This is a genomic window from Bradyrhizobium sp. UFLA05-153 (genome assembly GCF_054185185.1).
In genome coordinates, this window is record NZ_JBBIAM010000023.1 from 79,249 (window position 1) to 99,065 (window position 19,817).

Below are 19,817 nucleotides of genomic sequence, written 5' to 3' on the forward strand. Positions count from 1 at the left end.
CATCCAAAAAGTCGAAAACAACCCCATGCAAAGTAGAAATGGCCTGTCTACCCGGCGCTTGCAGCCGGGTGCGGCGACCTTGGCCTCATGCCGCCATCAGTTCCAGACCGGCTTGCGCAGGCCCGGACCAGCGACGATCACCGCCGGCGAAGTAAGCCTCGAGCTCCGCCAGCGCGCGGGATTCCCACTCGCTCGCCTGCTCCAGCAGAGACCAGCTCTGATGCGGCCGGAACGCGGCCGTCTGGCGGTGCAGTGACGCGATCGCCCGATAGCGCCGTACGTTCTCCAGGATGGCTTTCCCGTCCATATCGAAATCTCCCCAATTCCCATTCGCTGGGCCAAAGGTGCGCCAGAACCTTTTTCGATTCGTTAGCGGCGGACAGAGAGACGGCGGATAGTTTCCGAATCCTTGCCCGTGCTGCCAAGTACCTCACTCGAAGGCAGCGTAGATCAACGCCGCGGCCGGCAGCGCAAAGCCGATCGAGGATGCGAGCGTCCAGCCGCCATGCGCAAAGGCAAAGCCGCCAAGCGCGGAGCCCGCGGCACCGGCCGTGAAGAACGTCGCCATATAGAGGCCGTTGAGACGGCTCCGGTGCTCCGGGCCGAGCGCGAAGATCGTGCGAAAGCCGAGGACGACATTGCCCTGCACGCCGAAATCGATCGCGATCGCCGCGATGACGAGGCAAGCGAGATTCAGCGTAGAGCCGGCGGCGCCGATATGCGTAATCAGAAAAGCGGCCGCGACCAGCAGCATGGCAGCGCGCGTCGCGCCGCGGCTATATCCGCGATCGGCAATCCGTCCAGCAATCGGCGCGGCCACCGCGCCGGCGACGCCAGCGAGCGCGAACAACGCGATGCCGCGCTGGGACAAGCCGAACGCAGGGCTCGCCAGCAGAAGCGGCGTCACGGTCCAGAACAGGCTGAACGCGCCGAACAGGAAGGCTTGATACAGCGCACGACGGCGCAGGACCGGCGTCGTCCGCACCAGATGCGGCATCGATCCTAGCAGCTGGAGATAGTGCAGCCGCACCACCGGCATGCGCTTCGGCAACGTGCGCCACAGCACACCGGCGAGCGCGATCATGAGCACGGTCGAGCCCGAGAAGACGGCATGCCACGAGGCAATCGACGCCAGGAAGCTCGAAACCGGCCGCGCCAGCATGATGCCGAGCATCAGGCCTGTCGAGACATTGCCGACAACGCGTCCGCGCGTTGCTGCCGGCGCAAGGTGCGCGGCATAGGGAATGATGATCTGGACCGCGACCGAGCCGAGCCCGATGAAGAGTGCAGCGACGAGAAACGGCAAGGCCTGTGTCGCGCAGGCGGCGGCCAATAATGCAGCGGCGCCAAGACCGATAACGGAGCAGATCAGCGTGCGGTTTTCGACGAGATCACCGAGCGGGACGATCAGCAGGAGCCCGACGCCATAGCCGACTTGCGTCATGGTGACGATCAGGCCCGCAGCGTCGTGCGAAAGGCCGAGCGCCGTGCTGATCGGCCCAATCAGCGGCTGCGCATAGTAGATGTTCGCCGCGACCATGCCGCAGGCGGCGGCAAGCAGAATGGTCAGGCGCCGCGAAACGGCGCCCTCGTCGGGCGCGGTTTCGATCGTGGCGTTCATCGTCATCACACACTCCATATATAGGAAACGTTTATTTCCTAATTAGGCAAACAAATCAGGCGAGCAGCTTCATCGCGACCGTAACGATGCGCTCGCCATCGAGCGGCAGCCGCGCCTTTCCGACCACGCGAAGTCCTTGCGTCATGCAGATCATCAGGCGCGCGGTATCGTCGGGATCGACGCGAGCGGGGACCGAGCCGTCGGCCTGCCCCTCGCGAATGAGGCCGGCGATGAAACCTTCGTTGCTCTTCAGCTGGGCCGCGACGCGCGACGCGATCTCCGGATCGCGCGCGGCCAGCTCGACTGCGCTGCCAACGACGAGGCAGCCGCGCCGTCCTTCGCTGCCCTGGGACGCTTCGACATAGGAAAGCAGCACGTTGCGCAGGCGGTCGCGCCCGCAGGTGCCTTCCGCGGCGGCGCGCCGGATTTCGTGCTGGCGAAGCGCCGTGTAGCGCTCGAACGCGGCGAGGAACACCGCACGCTTGTCAGGGAATGCCTTGTAGATGCTGCCTGTCGCGAGCTCCATCGCCTCGGTCAGATCGCCGATCGAGGTCGCGTGATAGCCGCGCTCGCGAAACACCCGCACCGCCCTGTCGAGCGCCACGTCCATGTCGAACTCCCGCGGCCGGCCGCGCGGACGGGAGATGGGCTGCAATCCTCGCGTGTTCCTTCGCATCTGTACACAATAGGGAACATTCATTTCCAAATCAAGATTGCCTTTGTCGTTTGACACCCTGGCCGTCATTCGCGATTTTCGCGGCAAGATCGTCGCAGACGATATCATGCAACATCAAAGATCTTGTTGGAGGAGAGGCTGTGACCCTGACCCGCCGGCACGCCCTGCAAGCGCTGTCCGCCCTGCCCGCTGCCGGCCTCGCCGGTGCCGTGCCGCGCGTCGCCCGCGCTGCCGAGTTTGCGCTGACATACGGCAACAACCTGCCGCTCAGTCATCCGCTCAACATCCGCGCGCAGGAGGCCGCCGACCGCGTCGCGAAGGAGACCGGCGGCCGCGTCGAGATCACGATCTTCCCGAACAACCAGCTCGGCGGCGATACCGACATGCTGACCCAGGTGCGCAGCGGCGCCATCACCTTTTTCACGCCGTCGGCGCTGGTCGTGGCGACGCTGGCCCAGGTGGCCGCGATCAATGCAGTCGGCTTCGCCTTTGCCGACTACGACCAGGTGTGGAAGGCGATGGACGGCGCGCTCGGCGCCCATGTCCGCGCGGCGATGGCGAAGGTCGGCCTCCATGCGTTCGAGAAGATGTGGGACAATGGTTTTCGCCAGATCACGAGCGGCATGAGGCCGATCGAGGACGCCAAGGACATGCACGGATTGAAGATCCGCGTGCCCGTCAGCCCGCTCAGCATCTCCATGTTCAAGGCGCTCTCGGCCTCGCCCACCAGCCTGCAATTCAGCGAGGTCTACTCGTCGCTCCAGACCCGCATCGTCGATGCGCAGGAAAATCCGCTGCCGATCATCCAGATCGCAAAACTCTACGAGGTGCAGAAATACTGCGCCATCAGCAACCACATCTGGGACGGTTTCTGGTTCGTCGCCAACGGCCGCGCCTGGCAGCGGTTGCCCGCGGATCTTCAGGCCGTCGTCGCCAGGGCCATCAACGATGCCGGCCTCAAGCAGCGTGACGACATGAAGGCGTTCAACGCGACGGTGCAATCGGTTCTTCAGAGCAACGGCCTGACATTCACCAGGCCCGCGCTCGACGGTTTCCGCGCCAAGCTGCGCGAGGCCGGGTTCTACGGCGAATGGAAGACACGGTTCGGCAATGAGGCCTGGGGACTGCTCGAAAGCGCCGCCGGCAAGCTCGCCTGATGACGATCGCCGAGCACCCGATATCCGGTGATTTGCGTGACGCGGATACCCGCTGATCTGCATGATTGCCGCTCGCAGTGAGGAACCAACCGGCCGCTCCACGATTTCCCCCTCGAAAGACGAGGAGAGCAACATGGCCAGACATTTGACACGCGCACGCCTCGCGCGCGGCATCGCCGGCGCGGTTTCGGCCCTGATTCTCTGCGCAGCGGCGGTCTTCACCATCGCGCGCCACTTCGCGGCGTAACGGAGGCGTTCACATGACGTCCGACCCCGAGGAGTCGGTCCGGCTACAAGGCTACGGCGAGATGACGCTGCGCACCGCGCTCGCCACTGTGATGGCGCTGCCGGCGCGCGACCGTTCGGACGCCGCCATCTACCGTGTCCGCGACGCTTCAAAGCTCACGCCGCGTGAAATCGGAATGCTTGCATCGGAATGGGGTATTTGGCCGACAGGCGAGAGCGGCACTGGCCAACACTGGCCGGACATCGTCCGCGGCATGGTGCGCGAAGCACCGCTGCCATCGTTGCTGGTGGCCTTTCTGCTCGGCTTGCTGGTGGCACGCAGATGATGGCGCGCGCCCGCTAAGTCACACTCATGTAAACGGGATCACGATATTCCCTGAAACCCACGAAACCCCTCATAGCTCGCGAAATCGCGACCGCTCGTTGAGGAACGGCTGTTAGCGGCAGGGATTGGTCCCCTGTCAAACCGAGACATGGAGACAACCATGACGCGTATGAAACTTGTGAGCGCGGCCGCACTGATGGCCACGATTTTGCCGCTCGCGACTGCAAGCCCCAGCCTCGCCGCGGGACGCGGTCCGGGCTGGTGTACCCCATCGAGTGAAAACGCCGTCGGCGCGGCAGGCCCGGCAATGAGTGGCGGCCAGTTGATGGCGGGTGTCGGCCAATGCCGTCGCCTCGGAAGCTGGCACCACACCAATGCCTATGGATATTGGGGCCCGGGTTATGGATACGCCGAGCCTGGCTGGGGCGCGCCGGTCTACGGGCCGGATGAATACTGACGCCTCAACTCTGTAGTGCGAGATTACAGCAGCGCGGTCGATCCCGGCCGCGCTGCTTGCATTTTGGAGGAGCGCGACCGGAGCAAGGACCTAAGCGTTGTGCGCGAGGCGCGCTGGCCGTGGCAGGCGTCGGCGAGAATCCGCCAGCCATGCCGACCCGGCAGCCTGCTCTGCCCACCCAAATCCGCCGTGGACCGACCTTCAAAATCCGTGCAAAAAGGTCTTGCGAGGCGGGGCGATCTTTCGCCCAAACCTCTGCAAAACGTCGACTTTTGGAAGAAATGGTCGGAGTGGCAGGATTCGAACCTGCGACCCCTGCGTCCCGAACGTAAATAGCAAACGAAAAGATCAACAAAAACAATGAAGTTTACTCGCGATTGACCACCTTTATCGCCGTTTGTTCGCGGTGTTTCGGTGGTCAATCGGTGGTCAGCCGCGCGACCTGCCCGCACTGATGAAAAGCCGAAGACCTGCTGATTAAGAGGCAGCCGTTTATTGAGCAACTCCTGAGGTTTAGATGTAAAATCGGGTGTTCGCCGACCTATGCACATCAATAGCTTACAGCAGAACTGTAAATCGATTACGTGCCGATCAAGTCGCGGCGAAGTGTCCGTCCTCGACCTCAAAACCCACCGGGGTGGGCCACTTGATCACGGCCTCAGCCGTAGCGTGACGGCCGGAGTTGCTAAAGTTCATCCGCGATCATGGCCCGCTCCATCCCACCTTGGCGGGCCTTCCCTCAGTCGATGGAACCGGAATCCATTGTGATCCAATTCATATTGCACTTCGGCAAAGCAGCGGCAGGCTATGCGCGTCCAAATTGACATTGGAGGACGGCCATAATGCCGAAGGCAAATTGCTTAATCGTTTTCGCTGCCGGAAGACAACTGGATCTCCCACGCGGGGGAGCGTCTCGCATCGCCAAAGAAAATAAAGTGGACTGGCATATCGACCGCGCCGACGTCGGCCCGCGCTTTTGCTTCGAGGACGCTAAGGCGAAAGAAGCCTTCGCGCTCACCTGCGACAACTTCAGCATATCCTGCCGAGACAGCCAGCCATGAAATCCCCCGCGCGAAACGATCCATCGTCGTCGCCAGCCGCAAGATCAGCGTCAGCCTAGAGCTGGCCTTCTGGACCGGCATGAAGGAGATTTCGAGCCTGCCCAACATAACGCTGTCGGAGCTTGTCGGTGAGATCGACCGTAACCGCCAGCATGGTAATCTGTCGTCCGCGATGCGCCTGTTCGTTCTCGACTACTTTAAGAACCGCGCCGCGATCCAGCCTCAGCAGAAAATGTCGGCAGCACAGCTGTCCCGCGATGGAGCGTGAGCTCTGGGCCCGGAATCGAAGCCCAGCGTGTTGTGCAGCCTTGTCACACCGAGCCGGTGAAATTCGGTTGCTGGGTTCACAAAAAAAACCCGCCCGAAGGCGGGTGGCGCAAGGTACCGCAATAGGTCTGCATGCCAAAATCAGTCAGGCACACACATCTCTCCGCTGCTACTCTGCGAGCTAAGCTTCGCCAGGCCTACGGTGAGTTGGCTTAAATCCGCCGATGCCTCAACTATCCGTGGTTTTGGACGCTGTGTCAGAACCGCGATCTGATGAGGAGAAGCGGGCATACCAGCCAACATCAGCTTTGGCGTAGCCGAACTCTCCTCAACTTGGGCCGCTCCCAGCACTGCAACTTGGTGCCGCGAGATCGGAAAGCCCGTCACTTCGAAAGCCGGAAAGCGCAAAGTACACGCGCCAGCTTGATGGGTCGTCGCACCTGCTACGGAAGCGATCGCGGTTGCGATCAAGAACAGATTTTTCATGATGATACCCCACTTGGATTAGAGATATTTCCACCACGAATTTCCTGGTCAACTTAGTTCTAAGTCAGCGACGCGATATGTGAGCTAGTTCACTGGCCATCTCAATTCTTTCCAAACACAACTGAATTTAGCGTCACTCATCGGGAGCAGTCTGCCCAGTAGCGACGCTCGCGTAGCGAATTTTTTCGACAGTGCTTCGGACAGTAATTTGCCCCGCATGCAATGACCCAAGGATGTAGACAGTCGCCGCATCAGCCGTTGGGCGTGCGTCGCGAGCCGACCGGCACCACTCCACACCGACGACCGAGCCAGAATCGCGCTAAGACTGGCTCATGAAACTTAAGTCAGAACGTCCCTTCGCCAACCCGGAAGCCGCCGCCCGCAAGCTCGTCGAGCTCGCCGGCGGCATCGAAGCCGTCCAGGACGGTCGAATCTCTATCGAGAAGATCAACGCGCCGTTCCTCTACACACTGAAGGCCAGCGGCGAGGAATTCGGTGCGGGCATCAAGATGGCGGTCGAGCGCGGCTGGCTCGAGCTGCACGAGAGCGGGACCTACGTCCGGCTCTTGAAGACGGACGCCGCTTAACTAAGCGGCCCTATCGAAGGAAGCCCGCCATTCGCGACGGGCTGCTGTCGGCCAACTCCAGGCAAAGCCACTCTAACCGCTTGCGCTCGTCGATATCGTGCTGATCCCGCCCCATGGCCGCGGATCGGACTCCGGCAACGAGTCTCGCGTCAAGTACAACTTCTGGGCTACTCCGAGAGTGCGCCTCGCCTTGCCGTTCTTTGACGGTACGATGGATTTGCGCACGGCGGAGCGCACAGGGAGGGACGGCTCTGGTGTGTATCCAGCCTCGCGCGCCGGAGCCGTTCTCGTTTGCAGGATCGGACTGGCCCTGCTGGCGCAAATGACACTGGTGGCATGAGTACCCATAGTGTCGCGAGGACAGCCGTGCAATCCCCAGTGGTGAAGCGCTCCATCGTCGTCGACGGCCACAAGACCAGTGTCAGCCTGGAAGAGGCATTCTGGACGGCCCTGAAGGAGATCGCCTACCGGCGCAGCATGACGCTGTCGGATCTGGTTGGTGAGATCGACCGCAACCGCCGGCAAGATAATCTATCGTCTGCGATACGCCTCTTCGTTCTCGACTACTTCAAGAACCGCGCCACGGCCGACGCGATCGCGCAGAACCCAAAGCCCAGCACCCGGGAAGACCGATCTTCCATCGTCGTCTCATCCTCTCGCAGACCTCGGCGGGTAAGGGATGTTGGTTACGTCATCTCGATAGCTCCTCACTTCGCACTGTTCCTTGGTTTGTGCCTGGCGGTCGTTCCTTCGTCCCGGCCTGCGCGCGCAGACGCGCCGCGCGCAAGGGGCCGTCAAGGCCGGCCGTCGTGCTGTCCTGACGTCTTGCTCTACGCTGCCAGGCTGCGCCTTGACGGCCCCGAGCACGGCGCGAGGATTGGCCAGGTCAGAACGCCGTCGCCTCAGCCTTGACGCACTCGAAGGCGCGTCCCTTGTTGAGAACCGCCCAGGCGACCCGGGCGAGCTTGTTGGCGAGCGCAATCGCCAGCACGTTGTGATGCAATCGCTTCTTGGCAGCTTCGATCCAAGATTTGAGGCCGTAGCGCTCCCAACACTTGACCCTGACCAGCACGACCCATGCGGCTTGGACGAACAGCACGCGTAGGTAGCGATTGCCGCGCCTTGATATCTTGCCGAGGATCGTGCGGTCGCCGGTCGATATCTGCTTCGGCACCAGTCCAAGCCAGGCGCCGAAGTCGCGGCCTTTCGAGAACACGTCTCCAGTGCCGATCGCGGCCACCATTGCACTGGAGATAAGCGGGCCAATGCCGGGCACCGTCATCAGTCGCTCGCAGGCCTTATCTTGACGGGCCAGCGTTTCGATCTCGCTAGACAGCCCCTCGATACGCGCATCCAGCCGGCGCCAGTCGCCCGCCAGATCCTCAATGATGCGTAACATGCGAGGTGAGAGCACATCGGTACGCGTCGCGAGGATATCCGGCAACTCGGACCGCAGGGAATGCAGGCCTTGCCGTACGGCGATGCCCCGCTCCAGCAGGAACGCACGGATCTGATTGATGACGCCGGTACGCTGACCGACCAATCGATCGCGGACGCGGTGCAGCGCCTGAAGGTCGAGCTGATCGGCGGTCTTGGTCGCGACGAACTTCATGGTCGGGCGTTGGACAGCCTCGGCGATGGCTTCCGCATCTCGGAAGTCATTCTTCTGCCCCTTCGAGTAGGGGCGCACGTATTTCGCCGGCATCAAGCGAGCGTCGTGGCCAAGCATTTGGAGTTTGCGGCTGAGATGATGGGCGCCGACACAAGCCTCCATACCGATCAAGCACGGCGGCAGGTTGGCGAGTCGTGTTTCCACTTGGCCGCGCGACCACTTCTGCCGCAGCACGATGGCACCGCGGTGATCATGACCCACGAGGTGGAACGAGTTCTTGCCGATATCGATGCCGATCACGGCGATCGCTGTGTTGAGGTTCTGAGACATGGCGTGCTCCTTGACTTGAGCGCCCCTTGCCAGCTTCTCGCACTGGCGGGGCTGGAGCACGGCCGGACCATCCCATTACCGGAACTGCGAAGGGAGTCTGGCATAATGTCGGCTCTGGCGCCGCGACGCTCTTTCACGAGCGCGGACACGCCTGCATCGTGTCGTGCTATAAGCGAAAAGCGCCTTCAGGAGGGACCGTCGCATGATCGATAGGCGAAGCCTCGTCATGGGTGGGGTTGCCGCAATGCTCGTGCCGTCATCGCTCAGAGCGCAGCGACCAGGAAAGGTGTGGCGCATTGTCTTCTTTGCAATTGGAGCGGGTCCGAACCCTGTTGTTGACGCCTTCAGGCACGGATTGAGCGAGCTTGGTTATGTTGAGGGAAGCAATCTTGCGGTCGAGTACCGCTGGATGGGCGGTCATGAGGACCAATACGACGAGGTGGCGCGGCAGGTGGTCGAAAGTCAGCCGGACATCATTGTCACGGCAGGCAGCCTTTTGACTGTTGCTGCCAAAAAGGCGACAGCACAGATACCAATCGTCGCGCTTAACAGTTTGGGAGCAGCCCTCACCGCCAGCATCGCTCATCCTGCCGGCAACTTGACGGGCTTTAATATGGAGGTGACGCCGGAAACAAACGCCAAAATGCTCGAACTTTTGCACGAAGCGGCCCCTAAGATCATTCGTATTGGTGTGCTTTGGAATTCTGCAATGCCTGACGGACGCATCTACCTCGACGCGGCAGAGAAGGCTGCACGGTCGCTGAATGTTGCACTCAACGCTTATGACGTACGCCGGACCGAGGACATCGATGTGGTGTTCCATGTGCTGCGCGGAAGCGTTGACGGACTTATTGTTTTTCCGCAGGGTCTTTGGACGTATCGACAGCGTATGGTTGATGCTGCACGGGAGGCACAGCTACCCGCGATTTTTGGTTACCGCGATACTGTCAAGATGGGAGCGCTGATGAGCTACGGCCCCGATGTCATCGATGTCTTCAGGAGAGGCGCGACCTACGTCGACAAGATCATCAAAGGCGCAAAGCCGGCCGACCTTCCCATCCAACAGCCGACAAAGTTCGAGTTGGTGATCAATGTAAAAACGGCTAGTGCCCTGAATATCAGCATCCCCCCTGCTTTGCTTTCCCGGGCGGACGAGGTGGTTGAATAATCGTGTCATTCGCCACGGCGCGTGAGACCGCAATTGGCCCGTTTGAAACATGCCGACTACCCGCGCAAATGTCGGCTGTTTGACGAAGACCGGAAGTGTGCGGTCGACAGTCAAAACGCCGCTAATGACCTTGAACAGACACGGTGCGGATTGAAAGCCCGCAGCGCGGCGCGGCCTGCCGTAGCGAGATCTGCTATTCTCATCATTGCCTGCAGGACCTGGCATCGCCACTGCGCTCTGGCGAGGTGTGCCATATATTGACGCTAACTTCGCTGTCAGAATCTGTCACCTTTGTCATTTGAAATCGCCGGAGAGGACGTGATCCAAAAAAGTTTGGATCGTTTCCGGAAGATATGCGCCCGTCTGGTGTTTGCTAATCGGCAACTACGTCCCACCAGCGGACGATCAATAAATATGCTGGAACTATCTGTCGGAACTCTCTGCGCGATTTTTGCAATGCGCAACATAGCCTTGAAAGGGAGTGTCCAGATGAAACACCCGACAACTTCGCTTATTATCGGCGCCTGCCTGCTGGTTTCCTCGGCTGGGGCGGTCTTCGCCACGGACGCCCATAGGGTATTAGGGACCAAAGGCCAGAACGGTACAGGTGGTGCCGGTGTTGCATCGTGCGGTGGCGCGCAAGCTAGTCCCCCGGGTCAGGTGGACAGCCTCAACACCAACTCCCCGTTCCCTACTCTAGGCAACCCTACGCCAAGCAAAGTGTACGCTGGATCCGGCGCAGGAAACTCAGGGGCCAATCCAAAAGCCAACTCCCAGTACGACAACGCTTGCTTCCAGCAAATGCCGTAAGCGCGGCACCGCCGACACGGGAGGCGGCGGCTTTTAAAAGGCATCTAGCCCCGTGAGCGCTTCGGTCCAAGCCGCGGTGCCGTGCCGGCCTCTGAGTAGGACATCGCTTACTTGCGGGTCACGACACGCGGGGCGAAGCTGTTTCGGCATTGAGTGCGGGGCCCCGTCGGCTCCATTGGTCGCCGGGGTCTTCGAGAACTGTTTGCCGGGACCGACCGGCGTTGGGAGGCAGCAGCTTTCTACGTGCTGTCTAGCGGACATGTTCAGCTTGAATGAACCAATCCGCTTCTTGGGATTGCTCCAAGCGGTCAGTGATCAGGATGATAGCCACACATGCGTTTCGCCGTTGCCGCTCTGTTTTGCGGGCTCATAGTCGGGCTGGGTTACACCTATAGCCATAGCCACGAATCCTCGGTCCCGACCTTCCTTACCGCCTCAGTCGAACGCGGCAGCATCGCTACTTTGGTCAAGGCGAGCGGCACCATTGAGGCCGTCGTAAGCGTCGATGTCAGCTCGCAACTGTCGGGGCGAATCGCGCAAGTGTTCGTTAGTTTCAACGATGCTGTAACGGCTGGGCAGCCGATCGCGCAAATCGATCCAGAAATCTTTGCCGCTCGCGTCAATGAAGCGAAAGCGGCCCTTAAAGTGGCGAAAGCGACTGCCGAGGTACAAAAGGCGGCACTTGAACGAGCGAAGGTCGCGGTCGCGAATGCGCAGACGGCCGAAAAACTGGCAGAGGAGCAATCGGCCGCGAATAAGGCGCGGCAGGACGAGGTCGAGAGGGAGTTCCTGCGAAAGGTGGCATTGGCGCGTACCGGAGCCGGAACCGAGCGCGACTTAACCCAGGCGCGGGCCCTGCGTGATGCGGGAGCCGCCGACCTGCGCGCCTCCCTTGATCAGATCCAGATGAAGATTGAGGCCATTGCGATCGCGGAAGCAGAACGGCTGATGGCCGAGGCTAATCTCGAGAATGCACAGGCTGTTGTCGAGCAGAAGCAGGCGGCCCTCGATCAGGCGCAGCTCGACCTTGATCGTACTGTGCTTCGCGCGCCGATCGACGGAATCATCATCAATCGGGATGTTAATCCAGGACAAACGGTTGCAGTCAGCCTCGAAGCCAAGACGTTGTTCAAGATCGCCAACGATCTGCGTGAGATGGAGGTGCATGGCAAGATTGACGAGGCCGATGTCGGGCAATTGAAAGTGGGCCAGACGGCCAAGTTCACAGTGGACTCTTTCCCTGATCGAACCTTCAGCGGCCGGGTTCTGCAGATCCGCAAGTCTCCCGACGTCGTGCAAAATGTCGTCACCTATACGACCATTGTTTCCGCACCAAATCCGGAGCTCCTGCTGTTGCCGGGTATGACCGCACAACTTCGGATCGTGGTGAGCGATACTGGAGAGGTGCTCAAAATTCCCGGCCAGGCGCTGCGTTTCCAGCCGGCGGAGGCCGACTCTCGACCCGCTCGCCGTAGTCAGACCGACGCGGCTTCCTCAAAGGCATTCGCGACGGTTTGGGCGATTGGCGATGACGGGCAACCCAGTCCGATCGCTGTCAAGCTGGGTGCGACAGACGACAATGGTGCCGAACTCCTGGAAGGCCAGCTCGCTGAGGGCCGGCAGTTGATCATCGGGGTTGCCAGTACGCAGACCCCAAGGCGCTACTTCGGGATTCGCCTCGGATTCTGAGATCGGATTTTTAGGATGCCGCCGCTGGTCCGGACCGTTTGTCTCTCGAAGCAATACTTATCCGGAGAGGATGTTATCGCTGCGGTATCCAACGTATCGCTCTCGATTGCGGTTGGCGAGTTCGTCGCGATCCGCGGCCGCTCGGGTTCGGGGAAGTCTACCCTCATGAACCTCCTCGGTCTGTTGGATCGGCCGGATTCCGGGGAGTACGCCTTGAAAGGACGCGATGTCGCGCAATTGAGTGAGGCGGCGCGGGCGACCATCAGGAGCCGAGACATCGGCTTCGTGTTCCAATTGCCGGCACTTCTGCCGCGGGCGACCGCGCTGGAAAATGTCGAGTTGCCTCTCGTCTACGCTTCCGCGCCGCGCCTGAGACGCCGCCGAACGGCGATGGATGCACTCGCGCGTGTGGGTCTGGCCGACCGTAGTCATCGTTGGCCGAACCAACTTTCAGGAGGAGAACAGCAGAGAGTTGTGATCGCCCGCGCGATGGTCAACGATCCGGCTGTTATCCTCGCTGACGAGCCGACAGGTTCACTGGACAGCACCACGAGCGAGGAGATCCTATCTCTGTTCGACGACCTGCATCGCGACGGTCGCACCCTCATCGTGGTAACTCACGCCATTGAGGTTGCCGGTCGTGCGCAGCGACGGATCACCATGCATGATGGACGAATTATCGACGACGATGGAGCAACGTGCGAATGCGCGCCGTCAAGCGCCATCGGCGTGGGTTCTCCTTCATGAGCCCCGTGGAAGATCTGCGCATTGCGGCACGAGCGCTTCGCGCGAACAAGCTGCGCAGCGCCTTGACTGCACTTGGAATCATCGTTGGTGTCGCGGCCGTGGTTTGCATGGTGTCGGTGGGAGCGGGTGCACGAGCTGAGGTCTCGGAAAAGATCCGTACCTTGGGAGCCAACCTCCTGCTGATCTTACCCGGAGCGCGCAATGCCGGCGGAGCAAGGCTTGAGTCTGGAACACAGCCTACCCTCACCGAAGAGGACGCCGCGGCGATCCGCCGCGAACTGGTGGACGTGCAGGTGGCCGCGCCCCTGCTGTCGCGGTCGGTGCCGCTCGTCGCGCTCAATAAGAACTGGGTGACGCAGGTGGCTGGAATTAATACCGATTATCTGGTCGCCCGCGAATGGCGAGTAATCGAGGGGCGATCATTTACGGGCGACGAGACCACCTCCGGCGCCAAAGTCGCGATCGTGGGGTCGGTGGTCATCGATGAGCTATTTGACGGGCGTGCGAGGATTGGAGAGGCGTTTCGAATTGGCAACGTACCTTTCACGGTCATCGGCGTTCTCGACAGAAAAGGATTGGGCGCAGCCGGGCGCAGTCAGGACGACGTCGTATTCATTCCTCTTTCGACCGCAAAGAGCCGCGTCCTCGGTGCCGTGCATGGCACTACCCGCGAAGCCCTGGATTTCATCTCGATCAAGATGTCCAATGCGAGCGACAGGCCCGAAATCGAACGCAACATCGAGGACCTGCTACGACAGCGCCATCATATTCGCGGCGATGCTCGCAGCGATTTCAGGATCGAGAATCCAGCAGACCTGCTGACCGCACGTGGCGCTGCGATACGGACTCTCGGGATCCTGCTGATCGCAGTGGCAGCGGTTTCGCTGGTGGTCGGCGGCATCAGCATCATGAACATCATGCTGGTCTCGGTGACCGAACGGACCCGCGAAATCGGGTTACGCATGGCGGTCGGCGCCAGTCGCCGTGATATCCGATGGCAGTTCCTGATTGAAGCCTTGATACTTTCATTGATCGGAGGGATCGCAGGAGCAGTGCTGGGAGCCGTCGTCGCCGTCGCGATCGCATGGAATGCCGGTTGGCCCATTCTCATCAGCCCGTGGGCCATCATGCTGGCTTGCGGATTCGCAGGGATTGTCGGCATTTCGTTCGGCCTCTATCCGGCGCAGAAAGCTGCGCGGCTCGATCCGATTGCGGCATTGCGCTTTGAATAACCCGGATCGAATAAGGTCCGCGTTGGCTGTTTCGCGAGCATGGCCATGGAATACCGGCGATGCACAACTGTACCAAGATCGAAAGCACAGTCCGATATCTCGGCATCGAGGTCGACGACGCGCTCGCGATTGCCGAACAAGTTGATGTCTGAATCACCGGGGGCAGAGCGGACATGCTCTGCCCGTCGGCGATCCGCCGCTTCGGGCCATTGGCGGAAGTGCCGCCTAACCGGCGGCTTAGTCACTCTGGCAGGCCAGCAGCCCGCAAGGCGTCAAGAAACTTCTGTTTGCGAGATTCATCGGAAGAAAGATAAAAGCTGCTCGCCATGGAAGCCCTGTAAGCCGGATTGATCCGCAATACTTCTGCGACTTCGTTTCGCGCAAATTCAAGTTTTCCCGACACGCTATACAGTCCCGCGAGATGCAAGTGCGCCGAAATGTAATTTGGATTTCGGCGTACCAACTCACCAAATGCGTCGAGCGCTTCTTTGGACTTTCCCTGATGGACGAGGGCGTCGCCGAGGACAGCAAGATAGTTGACGGGATAGAACGGATTCAAACGCATCGCAGAACGTATCGCCTGCTTTCCTTCGGTTGATCGTTCGGCATTGATGAAAACACGAGCCGCTAACAGCAAGAGGAAAGCGTCGCTCGGACTTATTGCCAGAGCACGTTTAGCCTGTTGGACCGCTTCGTCGAAGTCTTCTTTGAAGACCCAAGACGTTAGCTTTCATTCCGATTGCGTAGGGCTCGTCCGGGTCCAGAGCTAAAGCTCGATCGGTGACTTCGACAAATCGTCGTTGTGCCTCGCCGATTGCAGTCGTGTACGAAAAACGAATATCGAAATAATGAGTCAGAGCCAGCATAGTGATGGCTTTGGCAAATTTGGGGTCCTGTTCAATTGCCGCCGTCAGGTGCTGGCGAGCCGTCTTCATATCGGCTGCCGTGCCGCGCCATATGTGGTCGTAACCTCGCACGGCTTCGCCCCACGCGCTGACACTGTTGGTGGATCGTTGCCAGATCCGTGCGCTTTCCTCTTGGGCTAGAACCACGCGCAACGCAGTAACAATTTCCTTGGTCAATTCATCCTGAATATCGAAAACATCTGCCAAAAGCCTGTCGTAGCGGTCTGCCCAGAGATGGCTACCGCTACTCGCCTCTATCAGCTGCGCAGTTATCCTAATTCGATCAGCCGAGCGCCTTACGCTGCCTTCGAGCAGGTACCGAACTCCCAGTTCTTGGCCAACGTGCCGAAGATCTCGGGCTTTTCCCTTGTAAGCAAAGCTGGAGTTGCGGGCGATTACGAACAATGACGAGATGTACGAGAGGGTGGTGATGACGTCCTCGGTTATGCCGTCTGCGAAGTATCCCTGTTCTGGGTCACTGCTCATATTGTCAAACGGCAACACTGCTATTGATGGTTTGTCCGGCAATGCCAAACGGCTTGTATCTTCAACCGGGCGAGGAGCGACCAAAGGCGCAGCTGACGAACGAATAGCGTAGAGCCGCACCGGCCGGTCGATGTTTTTCAGCGGACGCTCACCAAGGTCGTCGAATGCGAATTCGGTCTTACCTCGAACTTGCTCGTAGGCGTTGCCCGAAAGGCAAACGCTGCCTGGTTCACACTCGGCTTCGACACGCGCGGCGACATTGACCCCGTCGCCGAAAATGTCGCCGTCATCGATGATAACGTCGCCGACATTGATGCCGATCCGAAGCGTGATCTTCTGACCGGCATCGCGATTGTACGCTGCCATGCCGTCCTGCACGGCAGTAGCGCAATTGACGGCGTCCACGGCACTGGCAAATTCGACTAGGAGGCTTTAGGGAGCAAATCTGCCCACCAGAAATCCCACAGAAACCCCGTGAATAAGCGCGCATGAACGTGCATCAGGACGCGCGAGCGTCATTAAAAATACTCAGATTTCCCGGATATTTGCTGCGCTCATAACGGTCTGGTTGCAGGTTCGAGTCTCGCCGGCCCCACCAGCCTTCGCTCGCGAAGTGAGTGAGGGCGCCACGCCGAAGCGCCCAAAGGGCAAAGACGGGCGGCTGGGCACACGCGCTATGGTACGGCAAGCCGGATCGGGCCAAATCATCGCACAAGCGACTTTCCGCTTCGAAGGATCGAAGTCGAAGGCCATGACGCGAAGCAGCAAGGTTCGCGAGAGCCCGCCCCGCCCTCTCAGGGCCGCACAGACGGGCTCGGCATGATCAACTTCCTTGGGCGACGAGCCCCGCCACCATCTCGACCGTAGCGGCAGACAGTGTCCAACCCAGATGACCATGGCCCGTGTTGTAGAAAATACCCGGCCTTCGGCCTGCACGGACCCACGGCATCATGTTTGGCATCATCGGGCGAAGTCCTGCCCACGGCACAATCCTCAATGTATCGATACCGGGGAAATTCGTCCGCACCCAATTCGTCAACGGCTGGATCCGGTCAGCGCGGATGTCCTTGTTGAACCCGTTGAATTCAGCGGTGCCCGCGACACGAAAACGGTCGGCGCCCAGGCGGCTCGTAACAGAGGCGGAAAGCGAGTTTTGGTGCATTTCGCGCGCAAAAGTGCCTTTTGGCCGAACCGCTGAAGAAGAGCCCTGCCCTATGCGAGGTCAGGTTAGCCCCACCGCTCATAACGGTCTGGTTGCAGGTTCGAGTCCTGCCGAGCCCACCAACATGATCAATAGCTTACTTCGTTCTCGTTGCCCGCAGCGCGACCGCCGCACCAGAAACCGCACCAGATACGTCCACTTTTCGTTCGTGCGCCGCAAATCCGCTCGATGGCGCCAGACCGACTTTGGCGGCGGTGAATGTAATCGTCGCCCACCCATCGATTGGAGATGCTCCGACAGAAATTGCCGAGGGCTATTCAACAGGCTGGCCCGCGCGCCAGCCCATCTCCCAGAAGTCTGTCTCGAGTCGGGTGGCTTCCTTGAAGATCGCAATCAGCTCTGCCTCGCGGGCCGGCGTGGCGTAGAGATTGGCGAGATGCTCCAGGTGCGCCCGTGCTTTCATCGCGACCTCCTGGTATGGCACGCCGGCGTACTCGGCGATCCAAACGCGATAGGAGTTTTTCGCAGCGTTCGCGCCGGGGCGCGAGGCGAGCCGCGTTGCGATCTCCGCGTAGCCGATCACGCAGGGGGCAAGTGCCACCTTGAGTGCCAGCAGATCACCGCGCATTCCCGCGTCGAGAACGTAGCGTGTGTAGGCCAGCATCTCGATGGCGGGAGAGGTTTGCTCAAGGTCGCTCGCGGAAAGACCCCAACCGGCACAGAGCTTCACATGCAGGAGGTCCGCCAGAAATTGCTAAAAATGCAAAAGGAATACCTGATTGAACTAGGTGACGCGGCAATCGCCGTGAAGGATGCTCAGGGTCATATCAAGCTAAACCAGCTAATCAACACCACCAAAGCAGGTGCTGTAGGTGGCACGTTTTGGGGTGCGCTGATTGGTTTGATCTTTTTGATGCCGCTCGCTGGTGCTGCCCTAGGCGCCGCCTCTGGCGCCCTTGCCGGCTATTTGACCGATGTTGGCATTGATGACAAATCTATGAAGGACATCGCGGCCGCCATCGAGCCTGGCACGGCGGCTCTATTTGTCCTGGTGCGCAAGGTTACAGCGGACAAGGTGCTCGAAGGTTTGAAGGGTGAAGGCGGTACCGTACTGAAGACATCGCTCGACCACACCAAGGAAGCCGCGCTGCAGGCGGCTCTGGCCGGCGTCCAAGCTGCTGTTCTTTCTCAGCCCGCGACTTCATAGACCGTTCGCTTTGCCGCCGATCACCAGCGGGCGGGACGCCGCTGATATCATGGCTGAGCGTGTTGCATCTATTGGGGCAATGTGCGCTCCCGTGCGCGGAGCAGACCGAGCGAAGCGTTGCAGGCGGTCGGCCAGGATCTGAGCTCTTGCGCGCGAGCGTCGGCCTACTGACGTAGAGCCTCGGCGCCCTGCAGTCTTGCCTCGGCAGTGAATGGCTTGGGGCCGTGCGGGTTACCGAGCTTCACACTGCGCGCCTTGGTGGCGATCGCGCTTGAATCTCCGCCTCTTTCTCTGCACCGACACGAGCCGCTCGCGCTGAAGAGACGGTCACGGCGGCTTTGCTGCTTGCATTTTTCCCAAGCGGGCGTAAAAACGTTTTTTCAGTAAAACGATTTTCGAAGCGGGAAGCGCAAAGATCATGGTCGAAAAATCAAGTTCGATCAATGATGTGGCGAAGATGGCAAGGGTGTCTCCGGCCACCGTTTCGAATGTGCTGACTGGCCGCAAGCCGGTGAGCCCTAAGCTCGCCAAGAGAGTCGAGACCGCCGTCAAAGTGCTCGATTATAGGGCGGACCCTCTCGCTTCGATGTTGCGCTCGGGCGATGCGAAAATCGTCGCCATCCTCGTTCCCGATCTCGACAACCCGTTTTTCACCTCGATCGTTTCGGCAGTCGAGCAGTGTCTCGGCAACTCTTACGAGGTCATCGTCGCTAGTTCCCACGGCGACGAATTAATCGAGCGCTCCAAGCTGAAAGCCGTCCTCGCTTGGCGACCGGCCGGCTTGATCGTCATCCCCTGCTCCGATGATTTTCCGGGACGCGCGCTTGTCGAGGCATCGAGGACGTCCTACGTCATCGCCGACCGCGTGACCGGCAATTTGGGCGCCGACACGGTTTCGCTCGACAACGAGGAAGCCGGCCGCCTTGCGGCCCAGCATCTCATCGACCTCGGCCACAGGCACATCCTCATCGCCGCCACATCGTTGCGCCTCGCCAATATTCGTCAACGCTGCAGAGGCGCAAGCGAGGTGTTCCGCGCAAAGGGGCTGCCTAAACCGGCAATCGTCGAGCTGGGGTTCGACGTCGAACTAGCGTCTCGGAAGCTCGCGGAATGGTTCGACCGCTATTCACCGCCCACGGCGATCCAGGCTTTGACGAATGCGACGACGCTGACGGCTTTGACGACAATGGCCGAACGCGGCCTTCGCCTACCGCACGAGATCTCGCTGATCGGGTTCGACGACTACGCCTGGATGCGGGCCCGCGCAACGCCGTTGACCGCCATCGCCCAGCCGGTGCGCGAGATGGGGCGGATCTTGTGGGAACGATTGAGCGCCCGCATCAAGGGAGACGGCGCGCCCGCCAAGCACGTTCTTCTACCCTGCGAAATTAAAATCCGTGAATCGACGGCCTCGCCCCCGGAGAGCAGCCGGCCGCGCTCGCCCCGGGCGAATGCGGCTCAGGCCCTTCGGGGATGATCCGCCACTGAAACTTTCGAATTCTGGATCGTGATCCTGATCCAGAGGAACCGGATCGTTTGATCCGTAAATGCGCAAATGCGCGTCCATGGGAGGAAAAACGTCATGA

The 19,817-nt window shown here is 60.4% G+C and carries 20 protein-coding genes and 4 pseudogenes; 13 read left to right on the forward strand and 11 right to left on the reverse strand.

Annotation, left to right across the window (positions count from 1 at the left end; genetic code table 11):
* Positions 1-85: 85 nt before the first annotated feature.
* The 3 genes from Q2941_RS16360 to Q2941_RS16370 form a co-directional block, all read right to left on the reverse strand.
* On the reverse strand, positions 86-307 hold the full coding sequence (locus Q2941_RS16360; RefSeq protein WP_027524334.1) for a hypothetical protein: 222 nt from the start codon (positions 305-307) through the stop codon (positions 86-88).
* 123 nt (positions 308-430) lie between these two features.
* Complete coding sequence (locus Q2941_RS16365) at positions 431-1,627, reverse strand: MFS transporter (RefSeq protein WP_458193098.1); 1,197 nt, start codon at positions 1,625-1,627, stop codon at positions 431-433.
* 49 nt (positions 1,628-1,676) lie between these two features.
* Positions 1,677-2,231 (reverse strand): TetR/AcrR family transcriptional regulator, encoded by a 555-nt coding sequence (locus Q2941_RS16370; protein WP_458193119.1) that lies wholly within the window; start codon positions 2,229-2,231, stop codon positions 1,677-1,679.
* Positions 2,232-2,437: 206 nt separating this feature from the next.
* On the opposite strand from Q2941_RS16370, the gene Q2941_RS16375 reads away from it, so the two are divergent.
* The 3 genes from Q2941_RS16375 (at position 2,438) to Q2941_RS16385 (ending at position 4,482) form a co-directional block, all read left to right on the forward strand.
* Entirely contained in the window at positions 2,438-3,454 is a 1,017-nt protein-coding gene (locus tag Q2941_RS16375; protein ID WP_254107467.1) for a TRAP transporter substrate-binding protein, read from the forward strand.
* A 260-nt stretch (positions 3,455-3,714) separates the two neighbouring features.
* Positions 3,715-4,026, forward strand: a complete 312-nt coding sequence (locus Q2941_RS16380) for a hypothetical protein (protein ID WP_254107468.1) — start codon at positions 3,715-3,717, stop codon at positions 4,024-4,026.
* A 159-nt stretch (positions 4,027-4,185) separates the two neighbouring features.
* The gene (locus tag Q2941_RS16385) at positions 4,186-4,482 is read left to right on the forward strand and encodes a hypothetical protein (RefSeq protein WP_254107469.1); all 297 of its coding nucleotides are present in this window, start codon (positions 4,186-4,188) and stop codon (positions 4,480-4,482) included.
* A gap of 860 nt (positions 4,483-5,342) precedes the next feature.
* Here Q2941_RS16385 and Q2941_RS16390 read toward each other — a convergent pair.
* The gene (locus Q2941_RS16390; RefSeq protein WP_458193099.1) at positions 5,343-5,624 is read right to left on the reverse strand and encodes a hypothetical protein; all 282 of its coding nucleotides are present in this window, start codon (positions 5,622-5,624) and stop codon (positions 5,343-5,345) included.
* Between Q2941_RS16390 and Q2941_RS16395 the strand changes: the two genes are divergently transcribed.
* Positions 5,545-5,811: a ribbon-helix-helix domain-containing protein gene (locus Q2941_RS16395; protein WP_458193120.1), complete on the forward strand. Its 267-nt coding sequence runs from the start codon at positions 5,545-5,547 to the stop codon at positions 5,809-5,811. The two genes, Q2941_RS16390 and Q2941_RS16395, sit on opposite strands and share 80 nt — an antisense overlap.
* 140 nt (positions 5,812-5,951) lie before the next feature.
* On the opposite strand, the gene Q2941_RS16400 is transcribed toward Q2941_RS16395, so the two are convergent.
* Positions 5,952-6,296, reverse strand: coding sequence for a hypothetical protein (locus Q2941_RS16400; RefSeq protein WP_458193100.1), 345 nt, complete (start codon positions 6,294-6,296; stop codon positions 5,952-5,954).
* 332 nt (positions 6,297-6,628) lie between these two features.
* Between Q2941_RS16400 and Q2941_RS16405 the strand changes: the two genes are divergently transcribed.
* Both Q2941_RS16405 and Q2941_RS16410 read left to right on the forward strand, forming a co-directional pair.
* Positions 6,629-6,883: a hypothetical protein gene (locus Q2941_RS16405; RefSeq protein WP_458193101.1), complete on the forward strand. Its 255-nt coding sequence runs from the start codon at positions 6,629-6,631 to the stop codon at positions 6,881-6,883.
* Between the two features lie 366 nt (positions 6,884-7,249).
* Positions 7,250-7,492: pseudogene (locus Q2941_RS16410) on the forward strand (ribbon-helix-helix domain-containing protein); the annotation flags it as partial.
* Positions 7,493-7,769: 277 nt separating this feature from the next.
* Here Q2941_RS16410 and Q2941_RS16415 read toward each other — a convergent pair.
* Positions 7,770-8,825 (reverse strand): IS110 family RNA-guided transposase, encoded by a 1,056-nt coding sequence (locus tag Q2941_RS16415; protein ID WP_458193102.1) that lies wholly within the window; start codon positions 8,823-8,825, stop codon positions 7,770-7,772.
* 202 nt (positions 8,826-9,027) lie between these two features.
* On the opposite strand from Q2941_RS16415, the gene Q2941_RS16420 reads away from it, so the two are divergent.
* The 5 genes and pseudogenes from Q2941_RS16420 to Q2941_RS16440 all read left to right on the forward strand — a co-directional run.
* Complete coding sequence (locus tag Q2941_RS16420) at positions 9,028-9,993, forward strand: ABC transporter substrate-binding protein (RefSeq protein ID WP_458193103.1); 966 nt, start codon at positions 9,028-9,030, stop codon at positions 9,991-9,993.
* A 1,143-nt stretch (positions 9,994-11,136) separates the two neighbouring features.
* A complete protein-coding gene (locus Q2941_RS16425) occupies positions 11,137-12,492 on the forward strand; it encodes an efflux RND transporter periplasmic adaptor subunit (protein WP_458193104.1) in 1,356 nt (451 codons plus the stop codon).
* A gap of 15 nt (positions 12,493-12,507) precedes the next feature.
* Positions 12,508-13,239: an ABC transporter ATP-binding protein gene (locus Q2941_RS16430; RefSeq protein WP_458193105.1), complete on the forward strand. Its 732-nt coding sequence runs from the start codon at positions 12,508-12,510 to the stop codon at positions 13,237-13,239.
* A complete protein-coding gene (locus tag Q2941_RS16435; protein WP_458193106.1) occupies positions 13,197-14,471 on the forward strand; it encodes an ABC transporter permease in 1,275 nt (424 codons plus the stop codon). Before Q2941_RS16430 ends, Q2941_RS16435 begins: the two co-directional genes overlap by 43 nt.
* Positions 14,472-14,542: 71 nt before the next feature.
* A pseudogene (locus Q2941_RS16440) lies at positions 14,543-14,623 on the forward strand (tyrosine-type recombinase/integrase); the annotation flags it as partial.
* Between the two features lie 89 nt (positions 14,624-14,712).
* On the opposite strand, the gene Q2941_RS16445 reads toward Q2941_RS16440, so the two are convergent.
* The 4 genes and pseudogenes from Q2941_RS16445 to Q2941_RS16460 all read right to left on the reverse strand — a co-directional run.
* A complete protein-coding gene (locus tag Q2941_RS16445; protein WP_458193107.1) occupies positions 14,713-15,108 on the reverse strand; it encodes a tetratricopeptide repeat protein in 396 nt (131 codons plus the stop codon).
* A gap of 37 nt (positions 15,109-15,145) precedes the next feature.
* Positions 15,146-16,267: an adenylate/guanylate cyclase domain-containing protein gene (locus tag Q2941_RS16450; RefSeq protein WP_458193108.1), complete on the reverse strand. Its 1,122-nt coding sequence runs from the start codon at positions 16,265-16,267 to the stop codon at positions 15,146-15,148.
* A gap of 418 nt (positions 16,268-16,685) precedes the next feature.
* Positions 16,686-16,997 (reverse strand): annotated as a pseudogene (locus tag Q2941_RS16455) (FAD-dependent oxidoreductase); the annotation flags it as partial.
* A 340-nt stretch (positions 16,998-17,337) separates the two neighbouring features.
* A pseudogene (locus Q2941_RS16460) lies at positions 17,338-17,760 on the reverse strand (TenA family protein); the annotation flags it as partial.
* Here Q2941_RS16460 and Q2941_RS16465 point away from each other — a divergent pair.
* Complete coding sequence (locus Q2941_RS16465) at positions 17,755-18,231, forward strand: DUF1269 domain-containing protein (protein WP_458193109.1); 477 nt, start codon at positions 17,755-17,757, stop codon at positions 18,229-18,231. The pseudogene Q2941_RS16460 and the gene Q2941_RS16465 overlap by 6 nt on opposite strands.
* A gap of 327 nt (positions 18,232-18,558) precedes the next feature.
* On the opposite strand, the gene Q2941_RS16470 is transcribed toward Q2941_RS16465, so the two are convergent.
* The gene (locus Q2941_RS16470) at positions 18,559-18,783 is read right to left on the reverse strand and encodes a hypothetical protein (RefSeq protein WP_458193123.1); all 225 of its coding nucleotides are present in this window, start codon (positions 18,781-18,783) and stop codon (positions 18,559-18,561) included.
* Between Q2941_RS16470 and Q2941_RS16475 the strand changes: the two genes are divergently transcribed.
* Entirely contained in the window at positions 18,689-19,708 is a 1,020-nt protein-coding gene (locus tag Q2941_RS16475; protein WP_458193121.1) for a LacI family DNA-binding transcriptional regulator, read from the forward strand. The genes Q2941_RS16470 and Q2941_RS16475 overlap by 95 nt on opposite strands.
* Positions 19,709-19,817: the final 109 nt, after the last annotated feature.

Coding starts and splice junctions, on each gene's coding strand:
- Q2941_RS16385 (WP_254107469.1), top strand. CDS start 4,186: ATGACGCGTATGAAACTTGTGAGCGCGGCCGCACTGATGGCCACGATT.
- Q2941_RS16415 (WP_458193102.1), bottom strand. CDS start 8,825: ATGTCTCAGAACCTCAACACAGCGATCGCCGTGATCGGCATCGATATC.
- Q2941_RS16435 (WP_458193106.1), top strand. CDS start 13,197: ATGCGCGCCGTCAAGCGCCATCGGCGTGGGTTCTCCTTCATGAGCCCC.
- Q2941_RS16390 (WP_458193099.1), bottom strand. CDS start 5,624: ATGCCGGTCCAGAAGGCCAGCTCTAGGCTGACGCTGATCTTGCGGCTG.
- Q2941_RS16465 (WP_458193109.1), top strand. CDS start 17,755: ATGCAGGAGGTCCGCCAGAAATTGCTAAAAATGCAAAAGGAATACCTG.
- Q2941_RS16405 (WP_458193101.1), top strand. CDS start 6,629: ATGAAACTTAAGTCAGAACGTCCCTTCGCCAACCCGGAAGCCGCCGCC.
- Q2941_RS16420 (WP_458193103.1), top strand. CDS start 9,028: ATGATCGATAGGCGAAGCCTCGTCATGGGTGGGGTTGCCGCAATGCTC.
- Q2941_RS16380 (WP_254107468.1), top strand. CDS start 3,715: ATGACGTCCGACCCCGAGGAGTCGGTCCGGCTACAAGGCTACGGCGAG.
- Q2941_RS16365 (WP_458193098.1), bottom strand. CDS start 1,627: ATGACGATGAACGCCACGATCGAAACCGCGCCCGACGAGGGCGCCGTT.
- Q2941_RS16425 (WP_458193104.1), top strand. CDS start 11,137: ATGCGTTTCGCCGTTGCCGCTCTGTTTTGCGGGCTCATAGTCGGGCTG.
- Q2941_RS16370 (WP_458193119.1), bottom strand. CDS start 2,231: ATGGACGTGGCGCTCGACAGGGCGGTGCGGGTGTTTCGCGAGCGCGGC.
- Q2941_RS16430 (WP_458193105.1), top strand. CDS start 12,508: ATGCCGCCGCTGGTCCGGACCGTTTGTCTCTCGAAGCAATACTTATCC.
- Q2941_RS16360 (WP_027524334.1), bottom strand. CDS start 307: ATGGACGGGAAAGCCATCCTGGAGAACGTACGGCGCTATCGGGCGATC.
- Q2941_RS16400 (WP_458193100.1), bottom strand. CDS start 6,296: ATGAAAAATCTGTTCTTGATCGCAACCGCGATCGCTTCCGTAGCAGGT.
- Q2941_RS16475 (WP_458193121.1), top strand. CDS start 18,689: ATGGCAAGGGTGTCTCCGGCCACCGTTTCGAATGTGCTGACTGGCCGC.